At 65.5% G+C, this 22,991-nt stretch carries 20 protein-coding genes and 3 pseudogenes; 18 read left to right on the top strand and 5 right to left on the bottom strand.

Features of this window, described 5'->3' with window-relative positions; translation table 11 throughout:
* Positions 1 to 30: 30 nt before the first annotated feature.
* From ispG to QP181_RS13130, 5 genes are all read left to right on the top strand, one after another.
* Positions 31 to 1,167, top strand: a complete 1,137-nt coding sequence (gene ispG / locus QP181_RS13150; RefSeq protein ID WP_333928797.1) for a flavodoxin-dependent (E)-4-hydroxy-3-methylbut-2-enyl-diphosphate synthase — start codon at positions 31 to 33, stop codon at positions 1,165 to 1,167.
* Between the two features lie 36 nt (positions 1,168 to 1,203).
* Complete coding sequence (locus tag QP181_RS13145; RefSeq protein ID WP_333928796.1) at positions 1,204 to 1,491, top strand: AbrB/MazE/SpoVT family DNA-binding domain-containing protein; 288 nt, start codon at positions 1,204 to 1,206, stop codon at positions 1,489 to 1,491.
* On the top strand, positions 1,488 to 1,868 hold the full coding sequence (locus QP181_RS13140; RefSeq protein ID WP_333928795.1) for a type II toxin-antitoxin system VapC family toxin: 381 nt from the start codon (positions 1,488 to 1,490) through the stop codon (positions 1,866 to 1,868). The genes QP181_RS13145 and QP181_RS13140 overlap by 4 nt, the downstream gene beginning before the upstream one ends.
* Before the next feature lie 150 nt (positions 1,869 to 2,018).
* Positions 2,019 to 2,762 (top strand): DMT family transporter, encoded by a 744-nt coding sequence (locus QP181_RS13135; RefSeq protein WP_333928794.1) that lies wholly within the window; start codon positions 2,019 to 2,021, stop codon positions 2,760 to 2,762.
* Entirely contained in the window at positions 2,759 to 3,235 is a 477-nt protein-coding gene (locus QP181_RS13130) for a GNAT family N-acetyltransferase (RefSeq protein WP_333928793.1), read from the top strand. Before QP181_RS13135 ends, QP181_RS13130 begins: the two co-directional genes overlap by 4 nt.
* 36 nt (positions 3,236 to 3,271) lie before the next feature.
* Here QP181_RS13130 and QP181_RS13125 read toward each other — a convergent pair whose 3' ends face one another.
* The 4 genes and pseudogenes from QP181_RS13125 to QP181_RS13110 all read right to left on the bottom strand — a co-directional run bounded on the left by QP181_RS13125 (position 3,272) and on the right by QP181_RS13110 (position 7,574).
* A complete protein-coding gene (locus tag QP181_RS13125) occupies positions 3,272 to 3,934 on the bottom strand; it encodes a TIGR02466 family protein (RefSeq protein WP_333928792.1) in 663 nt (220 codons plus the stop codon).
* 4 nt (positions 3,935 to 3,938) lie between these two features.
* Positions 3,939 to 4,517 (bottom strand): inorganic diphosphatase, encoded by a 579-nt coding sequence (gene ppa / locus QP181_RS13120; protein ID WP_132895682.1) that lies wholly within the window; start codon positions 4,515 to 4,517, stop codon positions 3,939 to 3,941.
* Between the two features lie 76 nt (positions 4,518 to 4,593).
* Positions 4,594 to 6,506 (bottom strand): annotated as a pseudogene (locus QP181_RS13115) (M61 family metallopeptidase).
* A gap of 132 nt (positions 6,507 to 6,638) precedes the next feature.
* The gene (locus QP181_RS13110) at positions 6,639 to 7,574 is read right to left on the bottom strand and encodes a DUF808 domain-containing protein (protein WP_132895681.1); all 936 of its coding nucleotides are present in this window, start codon (positions 7,572 to 7,574) and stop codon (positions 6,639 to 6,641) included.
* A gap of 133 nt (positions 7,575 to 7,707) precedes the next feature.
* On the opposite strand from QP181_RS13110, the pseudogene QP181_RS13105 reads away from it, so the two are divergent.
* From QP181_RS13105 to QP181_RS13090, 4 genes and pseudogenes are all read left to right on the top strand, one after another.
* A pseudogene (locus QP181_RS13105) lies at positions 7,708 to 8,731 on the top strand (adenosine deaminase).
* Entirely contained in the window at positions 8,731 to 9,708 is a 978-nt protein-coding gene (locus QP181_RS13100) for a bile acid:sodium symporter family protein (protein WP_443027594.1), read from the top strand. Before QP181_RS13105 ends, QP181_RS13100 begins: the two are co-directional and overlap by 1 nt.
* A gap of 73 nt (positions 9,709 to 9,781) precedes the next feature.
* Positions 9,782 to 11,941: a histidine kinase dimerization/phosphoacceptor domain -containing protein gene (locus tag QP181_RS13095; RefSeq protein WP_333928790.1), complete on the top strand. Its 2,160-nt coding sequence runs from the start codon at positions 9,782 to 9,784 to the stop codon at positions 11,939 to 11,941.
* Between the two features lie 98 nt (positions 11,942 to 12,039).
* Positions 12,040 to 13,242: an MFS transporter gene (locus QP181_RS13090; RefSeq protein WP_333928789.1), complete on the top strand. Its 1,203-nt coding sequence runs from the start codon at positions 12,040 to 12,042 to the stop codon at positions 13,240 to 13,242.
* Positions 13,243 to 13,552: 310 nt separating this feature from the next.
* Here QP181_RS13090 and QP181_RS13085 read toward each other — a convergent pair whose 3' ends face one another.
* Positions 13,553 to 14,884: an MFS transporter gene (locus QP181_RS13085; RefSeq protein WP_132895677.1), complete on the bottom strand. Its 1,332-nt coding sequence runs from the start codon at positions 14,882 to 14,884 to the stop codon at positions 13,553 to 13,555.
* Positions 14,885 to 15,057: 173 nt separating this feature from the next.
* Between QP181_RS13085 and QP181_RS13080 the strand changes: the two genes are divergently transcribed.
* The 9 genes and pseudogenes from QP181_RS13080 to QP181_RS13040 all read left to right on the top strand — a co-directional run.
* Positions 15,058 to 16,134, top strand: a complete 1,077-nt coding sequence (locus tag QP181_RS13080; RefSeq protein WP_333928788.1) for a ubiquinol oxidase subunit II — start codon at positions 15,058 to 15,060, stop codon at positions 16,132 to 16,134.
* Positions 16,128 to 16,292, top strand: a complete 165-nt coding sequence (locus tag QP181_RS13075) for a hypothetical protein (RefSeq protein WP_333928787.1) — start codon at positions 16,128 to 16,130, stop codon at positions 16,290 to 16,292. The genes QP181_RS13080 and QP181_RS13075 overlap by 7 nt, the downstream gene beginning before the upstream one ends.
* A gap of 10 nt (positions 16,293 to 16,302) precedes the next feature.
* The gene (gene cyoB / locus QP181_RS13070) at positions 16,303 to 18,303 is read left to right on the top strand and encodes a cytochrome o ubiquinol oxidase subunit I (RefSeq protein WP_333928786.1); all 2,001 of its coding nucleotides are present in this window, start codon (positions 16,303 to 16,305) and stop codon (positions 18,301 to 18,303) included.
* Positions 18,304 to 18,307: 4 nt separating this feature from the next.
* A complete protein-coding gene (gene cyoC / locus QP181_RS13065) occupies positions 18,308 to 18,946 on the top strand; it encodes a cytochrome o ubiquinol oxidase subunit III (RefSeq protein ID WP_333928785.1) in 639 nt (212 codons plus the stop codon).
* On the top strand, positions 18,943 to 19,329 hold the full coding sequence (cyoD, locus tag QP181_RS13060; protein ID WP_132895674.1) for a cytochrome o ubiquinol oxidase subunit IV: 387 nt from the start codon (positions 18,943 to 18,945) through the stop codon (positions 19,327 to 19,329). The genes cyoC and cyoD overlap by 4 nt, the downstream gene beginning before the upstream one ends.
* On the top strand, positions 19,326 to 20,051 hold the full coding sequence (locus QP181_RS13055; protein ID WP_333928784.1) for an SURF1 family protein: 726 nt from the start codon (positions 19,326 to 19,328) through the stop codon (positions 20,049 to 20,051). The genes cyoD and QP181_RS13055 overlap by 4 nt, the downstream gene beginning before the upstream one ends.
* On the top strand, positions 20,048 to 21,361 hold the full coding sequence (locus tag QP181_RS13050; RefSeq protein WP_443027541.1) for an ATP-binding protein: 1,314 nt from the start codon (positions 20,048 to 20,050) through the stop codon (positions 21,359 to 21,361). The genes QP181_RS13055 and QP181_RS13050 overlap by 4 nt, the downstream gene beginning before the upstream one ends.
* A 20-nt stretch (positions 21,362 to 21,381) precedes the next feature.
* On the top strand, positions 21,382 to 21,915 hold the full coding sequence (locus tag QP181_RS13045) for a response regulator transcription factor (protein ID WP_056490014.1): 534 nt from the start codon (positions 21,382 to 21,384) through the stop codon (positions 21,913 to 21,915).
* 36 nt (positions 21,916 to 21,951) lie between these two features.
* Positions 21,952 to 22,926, top strand: a pseudogene (locus QP181_RS13040) (spore photoproduct lyase family protein); the annotation flags it as partial.
* Positions 22,927 to 22,991 lie beyond the last annotated feature (65 nt).

Raw genomic sequence — 22,991 nt, 5'->3', positions numbered from 1 at the left:
ATATAGGCCTCGAACTCCCGAGGAATCCCCATGTCCCTTCGTCCCTGGCGCGATATCACCCGCCGCAAGAGCCGCCAGATCATGGTCGGCAACGTCCCCGTCGGTGGCGACGCGCCCGTCACCGTGCAGACGATGACCAACACGCCGACCGACGACGTCCGCGCGACGGTCGACCAGATCCGGCGCTGCGAAGACGCGGGCGTCGACATCATCCGCGTCAGCTGCCCCGACGTCGAATCGACCGCCGCGCTGAAGCAGATCGTCCGCGCGAGCCGCGTGCCGATCGTCGCGGACATCCACTTCCACTACAAGCGCGCGCTCGAAGCAGCCGATGCGGGCGCGGCGTGCCTGCGGATCAATCCGGGCAATATCGGCTCAGCATCGCGCGTGAAGGAGGTCGTCGATGCGGCCAAGTCGAATGGCTGCGCGATCCGGATCGGCGTCAATGGCGGTTCGCTCGAGCGGCATCTGCTCGAGAAATACGGCGAGCCTTGCCCCGATGCGCTGGTCGAGTCGGCGATGGATCACATCAAGCTGTTGCAGGACCACGACTTTCACGAGTTCAAGGTCGCGGTGAAGGCGTCCGACCTGTTCCTCGCGGTGGCGGCGTATCAGCAGCTCGCCGAACAGGTCGATTGTCCGCTCCATCTCGGCATCACCGAGGCGGGCGGGTTCGTCGGCGGCACGGTGAAGTCGGCGATCGGGATGGGCAGCCTGCTCTGGTACGGGATCGGTGACACGATCCGCGTCTCGCTCTCGGCCGAACCGGAGGAGGAAGTCCGCGTCGGCTTCGAGATCCTCAAGGCGCTCGGCATCCGCAACCGCGGCGTCCGCGTCGTGTCGTGCCCGTCGTGCGCACGGCAGGGCTTCGACGTGATCCGCACCGTGCAGGCGCTGGAGGAGCGGTTGCAGCACATCCGCACGCCGATGTCGTTGTCGGTGCTTGGCTGCGTCGTGAACGGGCCTGGCGAGGCGCGCGAAACCGACATCGGCATCACCGGCGGCGGCAACGGCAAGCACATGGTGTACCTCTCGGGCGTCACCGACCACCACGTCCAGGACGCCGACATGGTCGACCACATCGTCCAGTTGGTCGAAGCGAAAGCCGCCGAGATCGAAGCGGCCGACGAGGCGATGGCTGCACTGGTGCCGGTGGCGGCGGAATAAGCGGCGTGGTAGGGTCACACCTCGCTGGAGGTGATCATGACCTATCACGCTAAAGTCATCAGTGGGCAGATCGCCCTGCCTCTCGAACTGCGTCGCGATGCGGGTATCGAAGATGGCGATTCGCTGGTCATCGAACTCAACCCGGACGGCACCCTGACGATGAAGACCTACGCGCAGGTCGTGCGCGAGGTGCAGTCCGAATTCCGATCGATGGCAAAGCCTGCCGATCGTAATCTGGTGGACGAATTGTTGGCGGAACGTCGCGCCGATGCGGTCCGCGAAAACGCCGAGATCGAGGACTGGCGGACGCGGCACACCGCGTGACCGTCGTTTTCGACGCGTCGACCATATTGGCTATCCTGAAGAACGAGCCCGGCGCCGACGTCGCGATCGAGCATGCGCGCGGCGCGATGCTGTCGAGCGTCAATCTGGTCGAGGTGCGCAGCAAGCTGTTCGAGATCGTGTCCGACGTCGATGCGGTGATCGCGAATCTCGATCGGCTTGAGATCGTGATCATGCCCTTCACTGTAACCCAGGCTAAGATTGCCGCGGATCTGTGGCCTATCGTCAAAGGCAAGAACGTGTCGATTGCCGACCGGGTCTGCCTGGCCTTGGCGATCGATCAGGCTGCGACCTTGTGGACTGCGGACAAGGATTGGGTCACGCTCGGCCTCGATCTGGATATTCGCCTGTTCCGATGACCTCGCGCACCGTTTCGCCCGCCCTGGCCTTTGCGGTCGCCGCGCTTGGCATCGGCCTGTTCTCGATGATGGACGCGGTGATGAAGTCGCTCGTCCTGGCGATCGGCGTCTATAACGCGCTGCTGTGGCGGCAGATGATCAGCGTCGGCCTTGGCGCGGTCGCGTGGAAGCTCGGGAACAGCGGGCGGCCGTCCGCGCGCGCTCAAGCTGCATCTGGCGCGCGGACTGGTGACGACGGCGATGGCGGTGCTCTTCTTCTGGGGGCTCGCACGCGTACCGATGGCGCAGGCGATTTCGCTGACCTACATCGCGCCGATTCTCGCGCTGCTGCTCGCGGCCGTCACGCTGGGCGAGCGGGTCGGGTGGAAGACGTTGGTCGCATCGATCGCTGCGCTTGGCGGCGTGCTGGTGGTGATGATCGGGCAGGGGCGCGAGGTGCCCGGACCCGAGACGTTTCATGGCACGCTCGCGATCCTCGGCTCGGCGGTGCTGTATGCGGTCAACCTGGTGATCGCGCGGCTGCAGAGCCAGGCGGCGCGGCCGGGCGAGATCGCGTTCTTCCAGGCGCTCGTGATCACCGCGACATTGGCGCTCGCGGCGCCCTGGCTCGCGGTGGTGCCCGAGGCTGTGCAATGGCCCAAGCTCGTGCTGGCCGCGGGGCTTGCGACCGCCTCGCTGTGGCTGCTCGGCTGGGCGTATGCGCACGGCGACACCGGGTTCCTCGCGACCACCGAATACACCTCGTTCGTCTATGCCGCAGTGCTGGGTTTTCTCGTGTTCGGCGAGCGGGTATCGGCGTTCACGCTGGCGGGCGCGGCGATCATCGTCGTCGCGTGCCTGTACGCGGCGCGGCGGCGTGACATCGCGCAGACATCGATCGAGGCTAGTGCATGACCCATATCCGTTCCGCGACCCCGGCCGATGTCGGCACGATCCTGCGCTTCGTCCGCGAACTCGCCGCGTTCGAGCGCGAGCCGGATGCGGTCGAGGCTACCGAGCCGATGCTGGCGGAGGCGCTGTTCGGGGAAAAGCCGGCGGCGGAGGCTTTGATCGCGGAGAATGCCGAGGGCCCGCTTGGATTTGCGCTGTTCTTCCACAATTTCTCGACGTGGACGGGCAAGCGCGGGCTGTATCTGGAGGATTTGTACGTGACGCCGGAAGCGCGCGGGCAGGGTGTCGGCGGTGCGTTGTTATCGCATCTGGCTGGCGTGGCGCTCGATCGCGGCTGCGCGCGGTTCGAATGGTCGGTGCTCGACTGGAATGCCGATGCGATCGCGTTCTACCGGAAGGTTGGCGCGGTCGGGATGGAGGACTGGACGATCCAGCGGATGACCGGGGATGCCCTGGTGAAGCTGGCCGGGCGGTAGGACTAGGGCGGATCGCGGGTTAATCTGCCTGCTATCTCACCCCTTCACGTCGATGTTCATCGCGATCGAGATGCGGTCTCGGGTGCCGAGATGCGGGCGGACGCCGTGGCGGAGCCAGGCGGGGAACAGGACCAGATCACCCGCCTCGGTCGGCAGGCGGCGCTCGACCGGTTGCGGCTGGCCGTCGATCCCGACGAGTCGGAAGCCGGGCAGGCGCATGAACGGCACCGGAAAGCGTGGGTCCTCGAAGAACAGCTCGCCGCCCGCTTCGCCTTCCGAGGGCGGGACTCCCATGTCGATATAATAGACCGCCGCCCACAGCACGCCGGGATGCGCGTGGCTCATGTTGAGCGCGCCGGGCGGGGAGACGTTCGCCCACATCTTGACGGTCCATTCGACCGTCGCCGCATCGCGCCCGTCGAAATGCGAGGCGCGCTTCGCCATTTTCACCGCGGTGTCGGCGAGCGCAGTCGCCGCCGCGCCGCCCCAGTCGAGCATGTCGGTCGCCGAATGCCAGCCCCCGACATTTGATCTCGCCAAACTCGGCGCGGCGGCGTGACGATCGAGGATCGCCGACCGGAGCGCGGCGTTCAGCGCATCCGCATCGGCCAGCCGCCCGTGCAGTATCGGCGTCTCGTATAGTCCGATCTGCGCCGCGCGGACGCGGATGCCATCGAACGCACGAGACGCCGTTGTCATGCGATCAGCGCCCTGCGGTGTCGTCCGCGTTCATCGGCTCTTCGCCCTTGGCCTTCTCGGCGTTGTAGCGCTCGATCGCCTCGATCGTCACGCGCTTGGCTTCGTCGGCGTCGCCCCACTTGCCGACCCGGACCCACTTCGTCTTTTCCAGGTCCTTATAGTGCGTGAAGAAGTGCTCGATCTGCTCGAACACGATTTCCGGCATGTCGCCGCGCTCGCCGATGTTCGCATAATACGGGAACACCGCGTCGACCGGGACGCAGACGAGCTTCTCGTCGCCGCCGGCTTCGTCCTCGAGGTTCAGCACCGCGATCGGACGCGCACGGACGACGCAGCCTGGGATGAACGGCGAGCGTGCGATCACCAGCGCGTCGAGCGGATCGCCATCGGGGCTCAGCGTGTGCGGCACGAAACCGTAGTTCGCCGGATAGCGCATTGGCGTGTGCAGGATGCGATCGACGAACAGCGCGCCGCTGGCCTTGTCGAACTCGTACTTCACGGGCTCGCCGCCGGTCGGGACTTCGATGATGACGTTGAGGTCTTCGGGCGGGTTCTTGCCGGTCGGGATGAGATCGATACGCATGGCGGTCCTTTCAGAATATGACGGTGCCGGCGCTCCTCGTCTGGGGAGCGACCGGCACCGGTAAGTCAGTGGCTGGTCAGCGCGGCGTCAGCAGCTTGTCGAGCCCACCGTCACCTGTACCGACCTTCTGAAGCCGCGGATAGCGCGGGCCGTCGTGGTAATCGAGCGAGATGTCACGGAATCGGTCATTGTTCTTTACAGTGAGACGAATCGGTAGCTTCGTTCCCTGCGCGGCGACGATCGCCGCCTTGATCCGGTCCGCCGAATAGGCCTCGCTGTTGACCGCTTCGATCTCGGTGCCGACGTCGAGGCCCGCCTTGAACGCGGGGCTGTCCCAGATCGACGAGGTGACCACGCCTTCCTTGTTGATCACCATGCCGAGCGAATAGCTGACATCGGTGCCGCGCGTCTTCTCCGCCTGCTTCAGATACGGGCTCTGCTCGGGGCCGTAGACCAGCTTGTAGCCGTTCATCGCAAAGCCGTTGATCGGCGCGGGCTTGCCCGTCTCGGTCAGCCGCGTGTTCAGGAACGTCGCCCAGTCATAGGGGACGATGCCGTTCAGCGTCTTCGCGACATCGGCGAAGGTATAGGTCAGCTCGCCATAGTCGCCGTCACGAACGCCGAAGAAGGCACGCGCGAAATCGTCGATCGACTTGGTGCCGTTCGACTTCTGGCGGAGCATCGCGTCGACCTCCATCCAGACCATCAGGCCCTCGTTGTAATAATCCTCCGACCGCTGCCAGCTGGTCCAGCCCTTGGGCTTGCGCGCCGAGATGACGGGATCATTCGTCGTGTCGATCAGCGGACGCCACTGGCGACCGGGTGCGGTGTCATAATTGCCGAGGATCGAGGCATAGCCGTCGAGCGTGTCCTGCTTGCTGACCAGCCCCGAGCGCGCCTGGAGCACATAGCCCCAGAACTGCGTCTGACCTTCATAGACCCACAGCAGCGAATCGCGCATCGGTGTGCGGAAATCGGGCGTCCACAGGTCGGCACCGCGGCGGAACTTGCCGTCCCAGCTATGCGTGTATTCATGCGGCAACAGGTTGCGCGCGGCGGCCCCCGTCTCCCATTCGGTGAAATAGCCCGGGCGAACGCCGTTCTCGGAACTACGATGATGCTCGAGGCCGATCCCGCCGAGCTGATCGGTGATCGACAGCAGGAATTCGTAATGATCGTAATGCTGCGCGCCGAACGTCTTCACCGCCTGGTCGACGAGGCGCTTGTGCGCGTCGATCTGCTCGGGTTTGGCGGCGAGCTGGTCGGGACTGTCCGCGAACACGTTGAGGTCGACGCGGGGGAGAGCGGCCAGACCTTGCCGTACTTACCCGCCAGCGTCGGCGAATCGACCAGGATCTCGTAGTTGGTCGTGTCGTAGCTGTAGGTCGACCCCGATACCTTCGCCGGCACCGCGCCCGCCGCGGTCCAGCCGGTCGGGTAGGTGACGGTCATCTTGATCGGGATCTGGCGGGTGAAATATCCGGCCGGATAGAGGCTGACGAGATTCGGCTCGAGGCTGATCATCGTCGGGGTCATCACCACGCGGCCCTGGTCGCCCTTGGTCGCGGAGATGAACTGGAACTCGGCAACGACGCTCTTCGCGCCAGTCGGGACGTCGATATGGAACGCGAAAACGTCGACGGGATCGCGCGTCCAGGGGAGGATCTTGCCGTTCGCGCGGATCACGAGGCCGGCGAGCTTCTCGATCTCGCCGCGCGGGGAATGCGCGCCGGGGAGCCACTTAGGGTAGAGCAGCGCCATCGGCCCGGACTTGGCGACCGGGATCGTCTGCTTGACGCGGAAGATGCCGCGCTCGGTGTCGGTCGCATCGACGTCGAGGAGGAGCGTGCCCGGATAGGGCGTGTCGACCGCGTCGGGGATCGTGTCGACGAACGGTACCGGCTGTGGCGCAGTATTGCCGGCGGGAACCTGCGCCACCGCAGGAACAGCGGACGCGAGCAGGGATGCGACGAGAAGCTTGCGGATCAAAGGAAGGGCCTTCCGGCTGAGAGACGATGACACGAGGTGTAATCGCGATAAAGGGCAGCCGTCCAGTCCTTTACCGAGATGGGAAGGTGCGCCCCATCACGACACGGTCCGCAGCGATCGGCACTCCGTCCTTCAGTGTGCCTTGGGCTTTTTCACCGCATGCAGACCCAGCGCGATCGCACCACCCAGGATCAGTCCGACGATCCCCGAGAAGAACGCGTTCATCGCCCAGTTCACGGCGCCCTTGGCGAACGGCACCGCATGCGAAGCAGCCTCCGCGGTGTCGTGGATCCAGTGCGGGAGCGTCGTGAACCCGAACTCCTCGATCCCGTGGACGATGATCTGGCCGCCGACCCATACCATTGCTGCCGTGCCGATCACCGACAGCGCCGACATCACCAGCGGCATGCCCTTCACCAGCCCGCGGCCGATCGCCTGCACCGCCGCGCTGCTGCGCTGCGCCAGATGCAGGCCGATGTCGTCCATCTTCACGATCAGCGCGACGACGCCGTAGACGCCGATGGTGATGACGATCCCGACCAGCGCCAGGACGATCGCCTGCTCCCAGATCGGCTTGGTCGCGACGTCGGACAGCGCGATCACCATGATCTCGGCCGACAGGATGAAGTCGGTGCGGATCGCGCCCGAGACCTTCTGCGCTTCGAGCGTCGCCGCATCGACCGGCGCCTCGACGACCTCCTCGGCATGCCCGCCACCGAACGCTTCGAGGATCTTCTCCGCGCCCTCGAAGCACAGATACGTACCGCCGAGCATCAGCAACGGCGTCAGCAGCCACGGCGCGAATGCGCTCAGCGCGAGCGCCGCGGGCAGGATGAAGACCAGCTTGTTGCGGAACGAGCCGAGCGCGATCTTCCAGATCATCGGCAGTTCGCGCTTGGGCTCGAACCCGACCATGTAGCGCGGCGTCACCGCGGCATCGTCGACCACCACGCCGATCGCCTTGCTGCCCGCCTTGCCGGTGGTCGCGGCGATATCGTCGAGGCTGGCGGCGGCGAGCTTGGTGATCCCGGCAATGTCGTCGAGCAGTGCGACCAATCCTGTCGGCATCGATGGTGTCCTTCGCGTAAGTATCGGCGCTCGGTAACGTGACAGGATTGTCATGCAACGGCTTTCGCACTTGCGGTAGTGCGCGGCGGGCGGAATGGTTGCAGCCGACGCGACCCAAGCGACAGGACGGATCATGACCCCCTTCCCGAACGACGACTTCATCACGAACCTGCCAAAGGCCGAACTCCACCTCCATATCGAGGGCAGCCTGGAACCCGAACTCATGTTCGCACTGGCCGAGCGCAACAAGGTCGCGATCCCGTTCAAGAGCGTCGAGGACGTCCGCGCCGCGTACAGCTTCACCAATCTCCAGACCTTCCTCGACATCTATTACGCGGGCGCAGCAGTGCTCCAGACCGAGGAGGATTTCCGCGATCTGGCAGTCGCCTATTTCGACCGCGTCGCGCAGGACGGCGTCGTCCACGCCGAGATATTCTTCGATCCGCAGACGCACACGCACCGCGGGATTCCGTTCGACGTCGTCGCGCGCGGCCTGTTCGCGGGGATCGACGAGGCGCAGGCGAAGCACGGCATGTCGATCGGCCTCATCATGAGCTTCCTCCGCCATCTCGACGAAGACGACGCGTTCAAGACGTTCGCGCAGGCGGAGCCGTGGCTCGACCAGTTTATCGGCGTCGGGCTCGATCTCGTCCGAGGTCGGCCATCCGCCGTCGAAGTTCGCGCGCGTGTTCGCGGCGTCCGCGGATGCCGGGCTGATGCTGTGCGCGCATGCCGGCGAGGAGGGCCCGCCCGCCTATATCCACGAGGCGCTCGACATCCTCCAGGTCGATCGGATCGACCACGGCAACCGCGCGCTGGAGGATCCGGCGCTGGTCGCACGGCTGGCGCGTGACGCGATGACGCTGACCGTGTGTCCGCTGTCGAACGTCGCGCTGCGCAATGTCGACCGGCTGGAGAACCATCCGATCGACCGGATGCTCGATCTCGGCCTGCGCGCGACAATCCATTCGGACGATCCGGCCTATTTCGGTGGCTATATCGGCGAGAATTTCCGCCAGACGGCGCGCGCGAAGGCCCTGTCGCGCGAGCAGGTCGTGACGCTCGCGCGCAACAGCTTTCTCGGCAGTTTCCTGGATGACGACGCGCTCAGCGGCTATCTCGCGACGCTCGACGCCTATGTGAAGGCGCATCCGTGATCGGGCGGTTCCTCTCCGTCTTCGAGCCGTTCATCCTGATGCTGCTCGGCACGGTGGTGCTGGCCAGCCTGTTGCCGGCGCGCGGCGAGATGGCGACGATCGTCGGCTACGCCGCCGATATCGGCATCGTCCTGCTGTTCTTCCTCCACGGCGCCAAGCTGTCGCGCGATGCGATCTGGGCGGGCCTGCGCAACTGGAAGCTGCATCTGGCGGTGCTCGCCATCACCTTCGTCGCGTTCCCGTTGTTCGGGCTGGGGCTGACTGCGTTGCCGTTCGTGACCGGGCCGCTCGCCGCCGGCCTCCTGTTCCTGACGCTGCTCCCCTCGACCGTGCAGTCGTCGATCGCCTTCACCGCGATCGCGCGCGGCAATGTTGCGGCAGCGGTGTGCAGCGCCTCGTTCTCCAACCTGCTCGGTATTCTTGTCACGCCCGCGCTGGTCGCGCTGCTGATGAACACTTCGGGCAGCGGCGGGATCTCGATCGAGAGTATCGAGGCGATCGTGCTGCAACTGCTGGTGCCGTTCGTCGCCGGGCATCTGTTGCGGCCGTGGATCGGTGCGTGGGTGACGCGCAACAAGGGCCTGCTGACGGTGGTCGATCGCGGCTCGATCCTGCTGGTCGTCTACAGCGCGTTCGGGGCGGCGGTGGTCGAGGGATTGTGGACCAAATTGTCGCTCGGCGACCTGATCTTGATCGGATTGTTGTGCGCGGCGTTGCTCGCCTTCGTCCTCGCGCTCACCTTCGCGGTCGCACGCCTGATGAAACTCCCCCGCGAGGATGCGATCGTTCTGCAATTCTGCGGTTCCAAGAAGAGCCTCGCATCGGGCGTGCCGATGGCGGGCGTGCTGTTCCCGCCCGCGCAGGTCGGCGTGATCCTGCTGCCGGTCATGCTGTTCCACCAGTTGCAGCTGATCGCCTGCGCCATAATCGCGCGGCGCTATGCCGAGCCGCGCCGCCGTCCTGATCCTGATCAATAGGCTCACTGCGAGGGTATTTGCTTTGTTCCGCAATGACCGCCACAGCAGTCTTGCTGATTGGGGGCCTTGGCCGATGACTGCGCAGAACGATGTAGACGCTACTGCGCTCGATCAGGCGCAGACCCAGGACAGCGGGCTGGACCTGACCGCGTGCGACCGCGAGCCGATCCACATTCCGGGGTCGATCCAGCCGCACGGCCTGTTGCTGGTCGCCGATCCGGCGTCGCTGAAGATCGTCGCGGGGGCGGGTAATATCGAGGGTCGGCTGGCGGCAGAGTGGCTCGGCGCAGACCTTTCCCAACTCCTCGCGCAGGCCGTGCCGATGGACGACGTGGGGCCAGGGGGGATGGTCGGCGATCCGGTGATGGGATCGACCGAACGCTTCGAAGTCACGATCCACCGCAGCGGCGACTATGTGCTGGCTGAACTCGAACCCGTCGATGCCGCACCGATGACCGCCACGCAGATGCTCGGCCGGCTCAACCCGATGATCACGATGTTCGAACGCGCGACCGATCTGAGCACGCTGTGCGACCGCGCCGCGATCGCGTTTCGCCAGCTTACCGGGTTCGACCGCGTCATGATCTATCGCTTCCTCGACGACGACGCCGGCCGCGTCGTGGCGGAGGACAAGGCGGTCGGTCTCGGCACGTTCCTCAATCATCATTTCCCGGCATCGGATATTCCGCAGCAGGCGCGCGCGCTGTACGTTCGCAACCGCACGCGGACGATCCCGACGATCACCTATGCGCCGGCCGTGCTGCGTCCCGCCGGGTTCGAAACGCTCGATCTGAGCGACGTGACGGTGCGGAGCGTGTCGCCGATCCACCTCCGCTATCTCGCCAACATGGAAGTTGCAGCCTCCGCGTCGATCTCGATCGTTAAGGACGGGCTGCTCTGGGGCCTGATCGCCTGCCACAACGCCACGCCGCGCGGATTGAGCCCCGACATCCGCGCCGCGTCGGCAACGCTGGCCAGCGGTCTCGCGCGTCAGATCCGTGCGAAGGAAGAGGCCGAGGTCTACCGCGAACGCCTGCGTTTACGCGGTGCCGAGGATGCGGTGATCGCCAAGCTCGCCACCGAACCGGCGCCGCGCAGCATCGTCGTGGCGCTGCGCGACGACCTGCGGCGGATGCTCGACGCCGACGGATTCGCGTTCGTGCAGGGGACGATCGTCGACACCGACGGGGTCTGCCCGGCGCATGACGAGATTCGCGACCTCGCCGCCTGGGTCTGCGCGCGCAGCGGGATCGAGCCGCTGGCGACGCACGAACTTCCCGCGTTGCTGCCGCGTGCGGAGGCCTATCGCGCCTGCGCCAGCGGCGTGCTGGCGATGCCGTTGATCGACGATGGTGCGATGCTGTTCTGGTTCCGTGCCGAACAGGCCGAGGAGGTCGAATGGGCGGGCAATCCGCACAAGGCGGTCTCGCTCGATCCGACCGCGGTGCTGACCCCGCGCACCTCGTTCGAGTCCTGGACCCAGGTCGTGTCCGGACGGTCGCGGCGCTGGACGCTCGAGGAGATCGAGGCAGCGCATCGCCTGCGCCGTGCGTTTCACGACGCGCATATCAACCAGCGGCTCCGCCTGCTCAATGCCGATATGCAGCGCACGCTGGCCGACAAGGACGTGTTGATCGCGCAGAAGGACGTCCTGATGAAGGAGGTCAATCACCGCGTCCAGAACAGCCTCCAGCTGGTCGCCGCGTTCCTGTCGCTCCAGGCCAAGGCATCCGATGATGCCATGGTGAAGGAGCATCTCGCCGAAGCGCAGGCGCGGCTTTCCGCGGTCGCGCTGGTCCACCGCAGGCTGTACCGCGACGACCAGGTCGAGTCGGTCGATCTGTCGCGCTATCTCGAGGAGCTGGCCGGCGACATGAAGACCTCGCTCGGCGCAGACTGGGCGGCGCACATGCGGCTCGATCTCGCGCCGATCCTGGTGCCGACCGATCGCGCCGTGAACATCGGGCTGGTACTGACCGAGCTCGTCATCAACGCCAGCAAATATGCCTATGGCGGGCGTCCGGGCCCGATCCTGATCGCGCTCGAACAGCATCGCAACCGTCTTCGCCTGATCGTCGCGGACGAGGGTTCGGGCAAGGTCGGCACGCGGGAGGGCTTCGGCAGCCGGATGATGAACGCGATCGTCGCCGGTCTCTCGGGCACGATCGAGCATGACGACAACATGCCCGGGCTGCGGGTGATCATGACCGCGCCGATCGAGGGCGCGGTCTGATCAGGCGGCGTGTCGGCGAACATGGGCTTGGGTACGGCTGACATTTGATCGGGCGTCCGCGGGTTGAAGCTTTATGCTGCAACTGCGAAATAAACCGCATGATCGATACCGACCAAACCACCTCGTTTGCCCCGCTCGTTACCCCGCCGGTCAACGCGCGGTTGGCGCTGCTCGCGCTTGCCGTGGGTGGCTTCGCGATCGGGACCACCGAGTTCGCCGCGATGAGCCTGTTGCCGCAGTTCGCGCGCGGACTCGGGATCGACGAACCGACCGCGGGGCATGTCATCAGCGCCTATGCGCTCGGCGTAGTCGTCGGTGCGCCGACGATCGCGGTGCTGGCCGCGAAGATCGAGCGGCGGGTGCTGCTGATCGGGTTGATGACGTTTCTCGGGATCGCCAACGGGCTGTCCGCGCTCGCGCCGACCTATCATCTGATGCTGTTCGCCCGGTTCCTGAGCGGTCTGCCGCACGGCGCCTATTTCGGCGTCGGGTCGCTCGTCGCGGCGTCGATGGTGCCGCGCGAGAAGCGGTCGCGCGCGGTCTCGCGGATGATGCTCGGGCTGACGATCGCGACGATCGCAGGCGTGCCTCTCGCCAACGGGATCGGCCAGTGGTTCGGCTGGCGCTGGGGTTTCGGGATCGTCGCGATCATCGCCGCGGTGACGGTGGCGATGCTGCTGAAGTTCGCGCCGGTCCTGCGGCCCGCGAACGATGCGAGTCCGCTCGGCGAACTGGCAGCGCTGCGTAACGGACAGGTGTGGCTGACGCTGGCGATCGGCGCGGTCGGGTTCGGTGGGATCTTCTGCGTCTACACCTATCTCGCCTCGACCTTGACCGAGGTTACCGGCGTATCGTCCGCGTTCACGCCGGTCGCGTTCGCGCTGTTCGGGGTGGGGATGACGATCGGGACGCTGGTCTGCGCAAAGGCGGCGGACGTGGCGCTGATGCCGGCGGCGGGGATCACGTTGCTGTTCGGGGCAGGCGCGCTCGCGCTCTACGCGCCGGCGACGCCGCATCTCTGGGCGATGTTGCCGGTGGTGGTGCTGATCGGGTGCGGCGGCGGGTTGTCGACGATCCTCCAGACCCGGCTGATGGATGTTGCTGAGGAGGCGCAGACCCTGGCCGCGGCGCTCAACCATTCCGCGTTCAATACCGCCAATGCGCTGGGGCCTTGGCTTGGCGGGCTGGCGATTGCGGGTGGGTATGGGTTGCCGTCGACCGGCTGGGTCGGGACGGCGCTAGCGCTTGGCGGGTTTGCGATCTGGGCGGTGTCCTGGGGCCTGGATCGTCGGCGGGTCTGACTGCCCTCACTGTCATCTCAGCGTTCGCCGGCTGACCGTCATCCCAGCGAAAGCTGGGATCTCCCCGTTCCGGGTCGCAGCGTCCGCCAACAGGAATACCCCAGCGTTCGCTGGGGCGACGGTTGTGAATGGGCAACGGTTTCGGAGGGGCTTAAAGATATCCCAATCGCAACCACCCCGGCGGAGGCCGGGGCCCAATTGGGGGACGGTGCTAACTGAGGGCAGCGCGCCGTTACTGCAGCCTTGCCAATTGGGCCCCGGCCTTCGCCGGGGTGGTGTCGGTAACGGGGGCTAGTCGCCCCCCCAAACCTCACCGCGCGATGTTGCGCTTCGCCAGTTCCTTGTTCAGCCCCAGTGCGATCAGCGTGAACACCGCGCCCGAGAACAGATATGCGCCACTAGCCGCGAGCCCCAGCTTGCTCGTCAGCAGCAACGCCGCCAGCGGGGCAAAGCCCGCACCGAACAGCCATGCCAGATCGGTCGTCAGCGCCGAGCCCGTATACCGATGCTGTGGCGACAGGCTCGAGGCGATCGCGCCCGAGGACTGGCCGAACGACAGCCCGAACAGCAGGAAGCCGATCCCCATGAACAGCCGCTCGCCGACGTCGCCGCCATCGAGCAGCGACGGTGCGGCGATCGCGAACAGCGCGATCAACACCGCGATCGTGCCGAGCATCGTGCGACGCCCGAACCGATCCGCCAGCAGACCCGACACCAGCATCGCGCCGATCCCGATGATCGCGCCGATCACCTCCACCACCAGGAAGCGCGCCGGGGCCTCGCGCGTGAACAGCACGACCCACGACAGCGGAAACACCGTCACCATGTGGAACAGCGCGAAGCTGGCGAGCGGCACGAACGACCCGAGCCAGATCGCCTTCCACTGCGACTGCACGGTCTCGACGACCGGTGCCGGCTCGAGCTCGCGCTTGGCGTACATCTCTTCGAACTCGGGCGTCACCACTAGGCGAAGGCGCGCGAACAGCGCGACGACGTTGATCGCGAACGCCACGAAGAACGGATAGCGCCAGCCCCAAGCGAAGAAATCCTCGGTCGGCAGCGCAGCGACGAAGAATGCGAACAACCCGCTCGCGACCAGCAGGCCGATCGGCGCACCAAGCTGCGGCAGCATCGCGTACCAGCCGCGGTGCTTCTCGGGGGAATTGAGCGAGAGAAGCGACGCCAGACCGTCCCAGGCACCGCCGAGCGCGATGCCCTGGCCGATGCGGAGCAGCGCGAGGATCGCGACCGACCAGTTGCCGACCGAATCATAGCCGGGGATAAACCCCATCGCGACAGTCGAGGTACCAAGCAGGAACAGCGAGATCGTCAGCTTGACGCTGCGACCGTAGGCGCGATCGACCGCGATGAAGATGATCGAGCCGATCGGGCGAGCGATGAACGCCAGCGCGAATACCGCGAAGGAATAGAGCGTGCCCTGCAACCGGTCGACATACGGGAAGACGAGGGTCGGGAACACGAGCACCGAGGCGATCGCGTAGACGAAGAAGTCGAAGAATTCCGAGGTGCGGCCGATCACCACGCCGATCGCGATCACGCCGGGCGTGACGTGCTCGCCGTCGCTGTGGATACTGCGAGCATCGGCTTCGAAGCTCGTCTCGGGGATCGTGTTAGCACTCATTCTTCAACTCGCTCTGCAGGGCGCTGGCCCATCATACGCTGTTCGGGCGGATGCGGGCAGGGGCAATCTATGCTACCCTTCGTGATGATAAAGCCATGCCGATGTTGCAGTGCAGCGCCCATTGGACAAATTGTCCACTGTAGTGCGGCGCAACCGAGGCGTAGGGGACCAGCATGATCGTTGAGAAAACCGTTTCCCGCGCAAAAAAATGGCTGGCCGTGCTGCCGCTTGCGCTGCTCACCAGCGGCTGCGACTGGGTCGTGATGTCGCCGTCCGGCGATATCGCAGTGCAGCAGCGCGACCTCGTGCTGATCTCGACCGGGCTGATGCTGCTGATCATCGTTCCGGTGATCTGCCTGACGCTGTTCTTCGCGTTCCGCTATCGCCAGTCGAACAAGGCCGCCAAGTATGAGCCCAACTGGGATCACTCGGTTGGCCTCGAGTTGTTGATCTGGGGCATCCCGCTGCTGATCATCATCGCGCTCGGCGCGTTGACGTGGACCAGCACGCATCTGCTCGATCCGTACCGTCCCCTCGGCCGGATCAAGCCTGACGCGCCGACGCTCGCGAACAACGTGCCGGTCGGCAATCTGGTCGACAAGCAGCAGCTGGCGAACGGCGTCGGCAAGCCGCTCGAGGTGCAGGTCGTCGCGCTCGATTGGAAGTGGCTGTTCATCTATCCGGAATACGGCATCGCCACGGTCAACGAACTGGCCGCACCGGTCGATCGCCCGATCCGCTTCCAGATGACCTCGTCGTCGGTGATGAACGCGTTCTACATCCCTGCGCTGGCCGGCATGATCTATACGATGCCCGGCATGCAGACGACGCTGAACGCGGTCATCAACAAGCCCGGCAACTACGAGGGCTTCTCGTCGCACTATAGCGGCGCGGGTTTCTCGGGGATGCGCTTCCGCTTCCACGGCGTGTCCGACGCGGGCTTCGATGCCTGGGTCAACCGGGTCCGGCAGAGCGGTGGCGCGATCGGGGCGGGCGGCCTGAACCGCACCAGCTATCTCCAGCTGGAGAAGCCGAGCGAGAAGGTCCCGGTCCGCTATTACAATGCGGTCGAGCCGAAGATCTTCACGGCGATCGTCGAGCAGTGCGTCCAGCCGGGCAAAATCTGCATGTCGCAGATGATGCATGGCGGCAAAGGCGGGGGGACTCGCATGCCGGCATGGCGATGCCGGGCGTCAACGGCGGCAAGGGCCCGCAAGAGGCCTCCGAGCGCGTCAAGGGCGCGTTGCTGAAGGACGCCGATGAAAAGGGCAGCGGCGAACATTGGACCGCACCCGCCGATATAAAACGGGACGGCGCCAACAGCGCGCCCGGATCGGTATCGAACCGTAATCACACCATGCTGACCCCCTCCACACAGCCGGGCACGCGCCCCGTCGCGAACGGCTAGAGAAACCATCATGAACGACACTCTGTTGAAGACAATCTTCGGCCGCCTGACCCTGGAGTCGCTGCCGCTGCACGAACCGATCGTCGTCGCCACCTTTGGTATGGTGGCGATCGGCGGGCTCGGGCTCGTCGCCGCGCTGACCTATTTCAAGGTCTGGGGCTATCTGTGGAACCAGTGGTTCACCAGCGTCGATCACAAGAAGATCGGCATCATGTACATCATCCTGGCGATCGTCATGCTGCTGCGCGGGTTCTCCGACGCGATCATGATGCGCGCGCAGCAGGCGATGGCGTTCAACGGCTCTGAAGGCTATTTGACCGCGCATCACTACGACCAGGTCTTCACCGCGCACGGCGTGATCATGATCTTCTTCGTGGCGATGCCGCTGGTCACGGGCCTGATGAACTATGTCGTCCCGCTCCAGATCGGTGCGCGCGACGTGTCGTTCCCGTTCCTCAACAATTTCAGCTTCTGGATGACTGCGGCGGGTGCCGTGATCGTCATGATGTCGCTGTTCATCGGTGAGTTCGCGCGGACCGGCTGGCTCGCGATGCCGCCCCTCTCAGGGTTGGCCTATTCGCCAGACGTCGGTGTCGATTACTATATCTGGGCCTTGCAGATCGCGGGCATCGGAACCCTGCTGTCCGGCGTCAATCTGATCGCGACCATCGTCAAAATGCGCGCGCCCGGCATGACCATGATGAAGATGCCGATCTTCACCTGGACCGCCCTGTGCACCAACGTCCTCGTCGTCGCCGCCTTCCCGGTCCTGACCGCGGTCCTCGCGATGCTCTCGCTCGACCGCTACATCGGTACCGCGTTCTTCACGAACGACTCGGGCGGCAACCCGATGATGTACGTCAACCTGATCTGGATCTGGGGTCACCCCGAGGTCTACATCCTGATCCTGCCGGCATTCGGCGTGTTTTCGGAAGTCACCTCGACCTTCTCGGGCAAGCGCCTCTTCGGCTACAGCTCGATGGTCTATGCGACGCTCGTCATCACGATCCTCGCCTATCTCGTCTGGCTGCACCACTTCTTCACGATGGGGTCGGGCGCGAGCGTGAACTCGTTCTTCGGCATCACCACGATGATCATCTCGATCCCGACAGGGGCCAAGATCTTCAACTGGCTGTTTACGATGTACAAGGGCCGGATCCGGTTCGAACTGCCGATGATGTGGACGATCGCCTTCATGGTGACCTTCACGATCGGCGGCATGACCGGCGTGCTTCTTGCCGTGCCGCCAGCCGACTTCGTGCTGCACAACTCGCTGTTCCTGGTCGCGCATTTCCATAACGTGATCATCGGCGGCACGCTGTTCGGCATGTTCGCGGGCATCAACTACTGGTTCCCGAAGGCGTTCGGCTTCAAGTTGGACGAGACCTGGGGCAAGATCTCGTTCTGGTGCTGGGTCCCCGGCTTCTATTTCGCCTTCATGCCGCTCTACGTGCTCGGCCTGATGGGCGTGACCCGCCGGATGCGCTATTTCGACGATCCGAACCTGCAGATCTGGTTCATCATCGCCGCCTTCGGTGCCGCCATGATTGCCGCCGGTATCGGTGCCTTCCTGATGCAGATCTTCGTCAGCATCCGGAACCGCGAGAAGCTTGCCGACCTCACGGGCGATCCGTGGAACGGCCGTACGCTCGAATGGTCGACCTCGTCGCCGCCGCCGGAGTACAACTTCGCGTTCACGCCGATCGTCTACGATCTGGACGCCTGGTACGACATGAAGGAGCGCAAGGCGGTCCGTCCGGTCTCCGGCTTCAAGTCGATCCACATGCCGAGCGGCACCGGCACGGGCGTCGTGCTCGCCGGGCTCAGCGTGGCGTTCGGGTTCGCGATGATCTGGTACATCTGGTGGCTCGCAGGGCTCACGCTGGTCGGCATCTTCGCGACGACGATCTTCCACACCTTCAACTACAAGCGCGACTTCCACATCCCGGTCGAGGACGTGATCGCCAGCGAGGACGCGCGCACCCGCCAGCTCGCGACCCAGGGAGCCTGACGCGATGTCCGCAATACCCATGAAGGATGGCCTGAACGAGACCGAGAAGGTCTCGTTCTACGACATCGACGAGCACGAGCATCCCGACGGCGGCAGCACGATGCTGGGCTTCTGGATGTACCTGATGAGCGATTGCCTCATCTTCGCGGTGCTGTTCGCGGCCTATGCCGTGCTCGGCAACAGCTATGCCGGCGGCCCCAGCCCGAAGGAGATCTTCGAGCTGCCGCTGGTGGCGGTGAACACCGCGATGCTGCTGTTCTCGTCGATCACCTACGGCTTCGCGATGCTGTCGATGGAGGAAGGTCGCCAGCGCGTCATGCAGATGTGGCTGGTCTTCACCGGCCTGTTCGGCCTCGCGTTCCTGTCGATCGAAATGTACGAGTTCGCCACCCTCATCCATGAGGGGGCTGGCCCGACCCGCAGCGCGTTCCTGTCGTCGTTCTTCACGCTCGTCGGCACGCACGGCCTTCACGTCACGATGGGCCTGATCTGGCTCGTCACGCTGATGGTGCAGGTCCAGAAGCACGGCCTGATCGCCGCGAACAAGCGTCGCCTGATGTGCCTCAGCATGTTCTGGCATTTCCTCGACGTCATCTGGATCGGCGTCTTCACCTTCGTCTATCTGATGGGCACCCTACGATGAGCGACCCCCACGCCAACACGCACGACGCACATGCGGATCACGGCAGCCACGATGACCATGCCGCACACGGCACGCGTGGAAGCTACCTCAAGGGGTTCTTCCTCTCGGTCATCCTGACCGCGATCCCGTTCTGGGCGGTCATGACCGGCGCGTTCAAGGATCCGTCGACCGCAGCCCTCGTCGTGATGGTGTTCGCGGTCGCGCAGATCGTCGTCCACATGATCTACTTCCTGCACATGAGCGGCAAGTCGGAGGGCGGCTGGACGATGATGGCACTGATCTTCACGATCATCCTCGTCGTCATCACGCTCAGCGGATCGATCTGGGTGATGTACCACATGAACACGAACATGATGCCGATGCAGGCCGCGGCGGACATGTGAGCACGCGGGGCGCGCAACCGGGTCCTGCCGTCTACGTCGCAGGCCTGGTCGCGCTCCTGCTGTTCGCCGGGTTCATGGCGCTCGGCATCTGGCAGGTCGAGCGCCGCACCTGGAAGCTCAACCTGATCGAACAGGTCGCGGCGCGGGCGCATGCCGCGCCGGTCGCCCCGCCCGGGCCAACGTCATGGGGTGCGATCACCGCCACCACCGACGCCTATCGCCGCATCCGGCTAGACGGCACCCTCGATAATTCGCGCGAGACTCTGGTCCGCGCAGCCACCGCACTCGGCAGCGGTTATTGGGTCGTCACGCCCTTGCGGACGGATCGCGGGTTCACCGTCCTCGTCAACCGTGGCTACGTCTCGCCCGAACAGCGCGTCGCGCATACCAAGCCGACCGGCCCGGTCACGATCACCGGTTATCTCCGCATCACCGAGCCCGGCGGCGGCTTTCTGCGTCACAACGACCCCGCCACCGGCAAATGGTATTCGCGCGATGTCGCCGCGATCGCCAGAGCGCACGGCCTGTCGAACGTCGCCCCCTATTTCGTCGACGCGGACAAGTCCGGCACCGCCGCCCCGGTCGGCGGCCTGACGATCATCGCGTTCCCGAACAACCACCTCGTCTACATGCTGACCTGGTTCGCGCTCGCCGCCATGACGATCGGCGCGTTCGTCGTGTTCGTCCGCCAGGATGCGCGCAAGCGGCAAGAGGCTGCATGACAACGGCGGGCGCACGCCAGGGCTGGCAACGCTGGCTCGCGCTCGCGACCGCGCGCACCGATGCGACCGGCAACGCCAACATGCGCCAGCTCGTCACGCTGCGCTGGATCGCCGTCGCCGGCCAGTTCGTCACGATATTGTTCGCCCGGTTCGCGCTCGGCTTCGACCTGCCGATGGTGCCGATGCTCGCGGCGCTGGCGGCGGGTGTCGGCCTCAACCTGGTCAGCATGCCGCTCTACGGGTGGCGTAAGGGGGCCAATATCCAGCTCCTCCTCGCCCTCCTGTTCGACGTCGGCCTGCTCACCACGCAGCTCTATCTCGCCGGCGGCGCGACCAACCCGTTCATCTCGCTCTACCTGCTTCACGTCGTGCTAGGCGCCGTGTTGCTCGATCGCTGGTCGAGCTGGGCGATCGTCGCCGTCACCGCCGCCTGTTTCGGCGTGCTCACGCTCTATTACCGCCCGTTGATCCTGCCCCCCGATTACAGCGGCGAGTATTTCCTGCTCTACACAATCGGCTCGCTGCTCTGCTTCATGCTGATCGCGACGCTGCTCATGCTCTTCATGACCCGCATCACCGGCAACCTGCGCGCCCGCGACACGCGCCTCGCCGACCTGCGCCAGCAGGCGGCGGAGGAGGACCACATCGTCCGCATGGGCCTGCTTGCGTCAGGCGCGGCGCATGAACTCGGCACGCCGCTCGCATCTATCGCGGTCATCCTAGCCGACTGGCGCCGCATGCCGACGCTCGCGCAGGATGCCGACCTGCAAGCGGAGATCGTCGAGATGCAGTCCGAGGTCCAGCGCTGCAAGGCGATCGTCACCGGCATCCTCCTGTCCGCCGGCGAAGCCCGCGGCGAGGCGCCCGAGATCATGCCGCTCCACCAGTTCCTCGACGCGATCGTCGACGAATGGCGCGCAGTCCACGCGGGTGTAGAGTTCGACTACACCACCCGAGTCGGCGACGATCCGCAGGTCGTCTCCGACCCCGCGCTCAAACAGGTCATCGCCAACGTGCTCGACAACGCCGCCGAAGCCTCGCCACACTGGGTCGCGTTCCGCGGCGAGCGCACCGACGGCGACCTCGCGCTGATCGTCCGCGACCGCGGCCCCGGCTTCAGCGACGAACGGCTCGCCAGCTTTGGCAAACCCTACCAGTCGAGCAAGCGCGAACCCGGCCACGGCCTCGGCCTGTTCCTCGCGGTCAACGTCATGCGCAAGCTTGGCGGCGGCGTGTCGGTCGTAAACTGCGAAGGCGGCGGCGCGGAAGTCACGATCCGCATGCCCCTCTCCGCGATCGCGCTGTCATGACAAACACCGTGACGGACGCCATGACCGAACCCAAGCTTCTCGCCATCGTCGAGGACGACGAGACCTTCGCCCGCACGCTCCGCCGCTCGTTCGAACGCCGCGGCTACGAGGTGATGCAGGCCGCCAGCCACGAGGAACTCGTCGAGCAACTCGCCGAGCGCACGCCCCGCTACGCGGTCGTCGACCTTAAGCTGGGCGGCGCCTCGGGCCTCGTCTGCGTCCAGACGCTCCACGCGCACGACCCCGAGATTCTCGTCGTCGTCCTCACCGGTTTTGCGAGCATCGCCACCGCGGTGGAGGCGATCAAGCTCGGCGCGTCGCACTATCTCGTCAAACCCTCGAACACCGACGACATCGAAGCCGCGTTCGACCGCACCGAGGGGAGCGTCGACACCGAACTCTCCGAGCGCCCGACCTCGATCAAGACGCTCGAATGGGAGCGTATCCACACGACGTTGGCCGAAACCGACTTCAACATCTCCGAGACCGCCCGTCGCCTCGGCATGCACCGCCGCACGCTAGCGCGTAAGCTTGAGAAACGCCCCGTCAAATAGCGGCAACGCATCGGTGATGGCCGGCGTTGTCTCCCAATGCGTTCCCAAAAACTCTGGCAACCCCGCCGCCTGCTGGCGACCCCATCCGCGCTGACCTGGGAGCACGGTGCCGAGATCGCAGCGCGCGCAACCGCGCTGGGTGTGCCGGTCACGACGCTACCGAGCGACCGCCTCAAGCTCGACTTCCCCAACGACTCCCGCCGCGCCTATGCCGAAGCCAAGGCGACGCTCGCAATGGTCGTCGCGCCACCCTCGAAGCGCAAGCTCCAGCCGATCGCCCCTAGCGCCGACTGGCGGATCGACCTCGCCGAGGGCTGCCCCGCGCATTGCGGCTATTGCTACCTCGCCGGCTCGCTGAAGGGGCCGCCCATAACGCGCGTCTACGCGAACCTCCCCGAGATCCTCGCCGAACTCCCCGCGCATCTCGGCCAGGGCACCGTCACCTCGCGCTCGACCGCTCGCGCGCACGAGGGCACGACGTTCGAGGCATCCTGCTACACCGACCCGCTCGGCATCGAGCACGTCACCGGATCGCTCTCGGCGCTGATCACGCATTTCGGCGCGTGGGAGGCGGACGTGCAGTTGCGCTTCACCACCAAGTTCGACGCGGTCGACCCATTGCTGGGTCTCGACCACCGCGGCCGCACCCGGATGCGCGCCTCGATCAACCCCGCCGGCTATGCACGCTTCGAAGGCGGCACGAGTCCCGTCGCCGCCCGGCTGGTTGCGCTACGAAGAATGGCGGACGCGGGCTACAGGATCGGCCTGACGGTCGCGCCGATCATCGCCGCCGAAGGCTGGCGCGAGGCGTATGGCGAACTGCTAGCGGAGGCGGGCAGGGTGCTCGCCGACGTGCCGGACGTGACGATCGAACTGATAACCCATCGTTACACCCCCGGCTCGAAGGCGGTGCTAGAAACCTGGTACCCCGGCTCGTCGCTCGACCTCAGCATGGCCAATCGCACCGAGAAACGCACCAAGTTCGGCTCGGTCAAATACGTCTACGACGCCGACACGATGCGCGCGCTCCGCACCTTCTTCCAGGACGAGATCGCCGCCAAGCTCCCCAAGCCCGA

The sequence above is a fragment of the Sphingomonas sp. LR55 genome (assembly GCF_036856015.1).
Lineage (GTDB): Bacteria > Pseudomonadota > Alphaproteobacteria > Sphingomonadales > Sphingomonadaceae > Sphingomonas.
The sequence above is the reverse complement of the archived record's forward strand: the minus strand, read 5'-3'. Positions and strand labels throughout refer to the sequence as shown.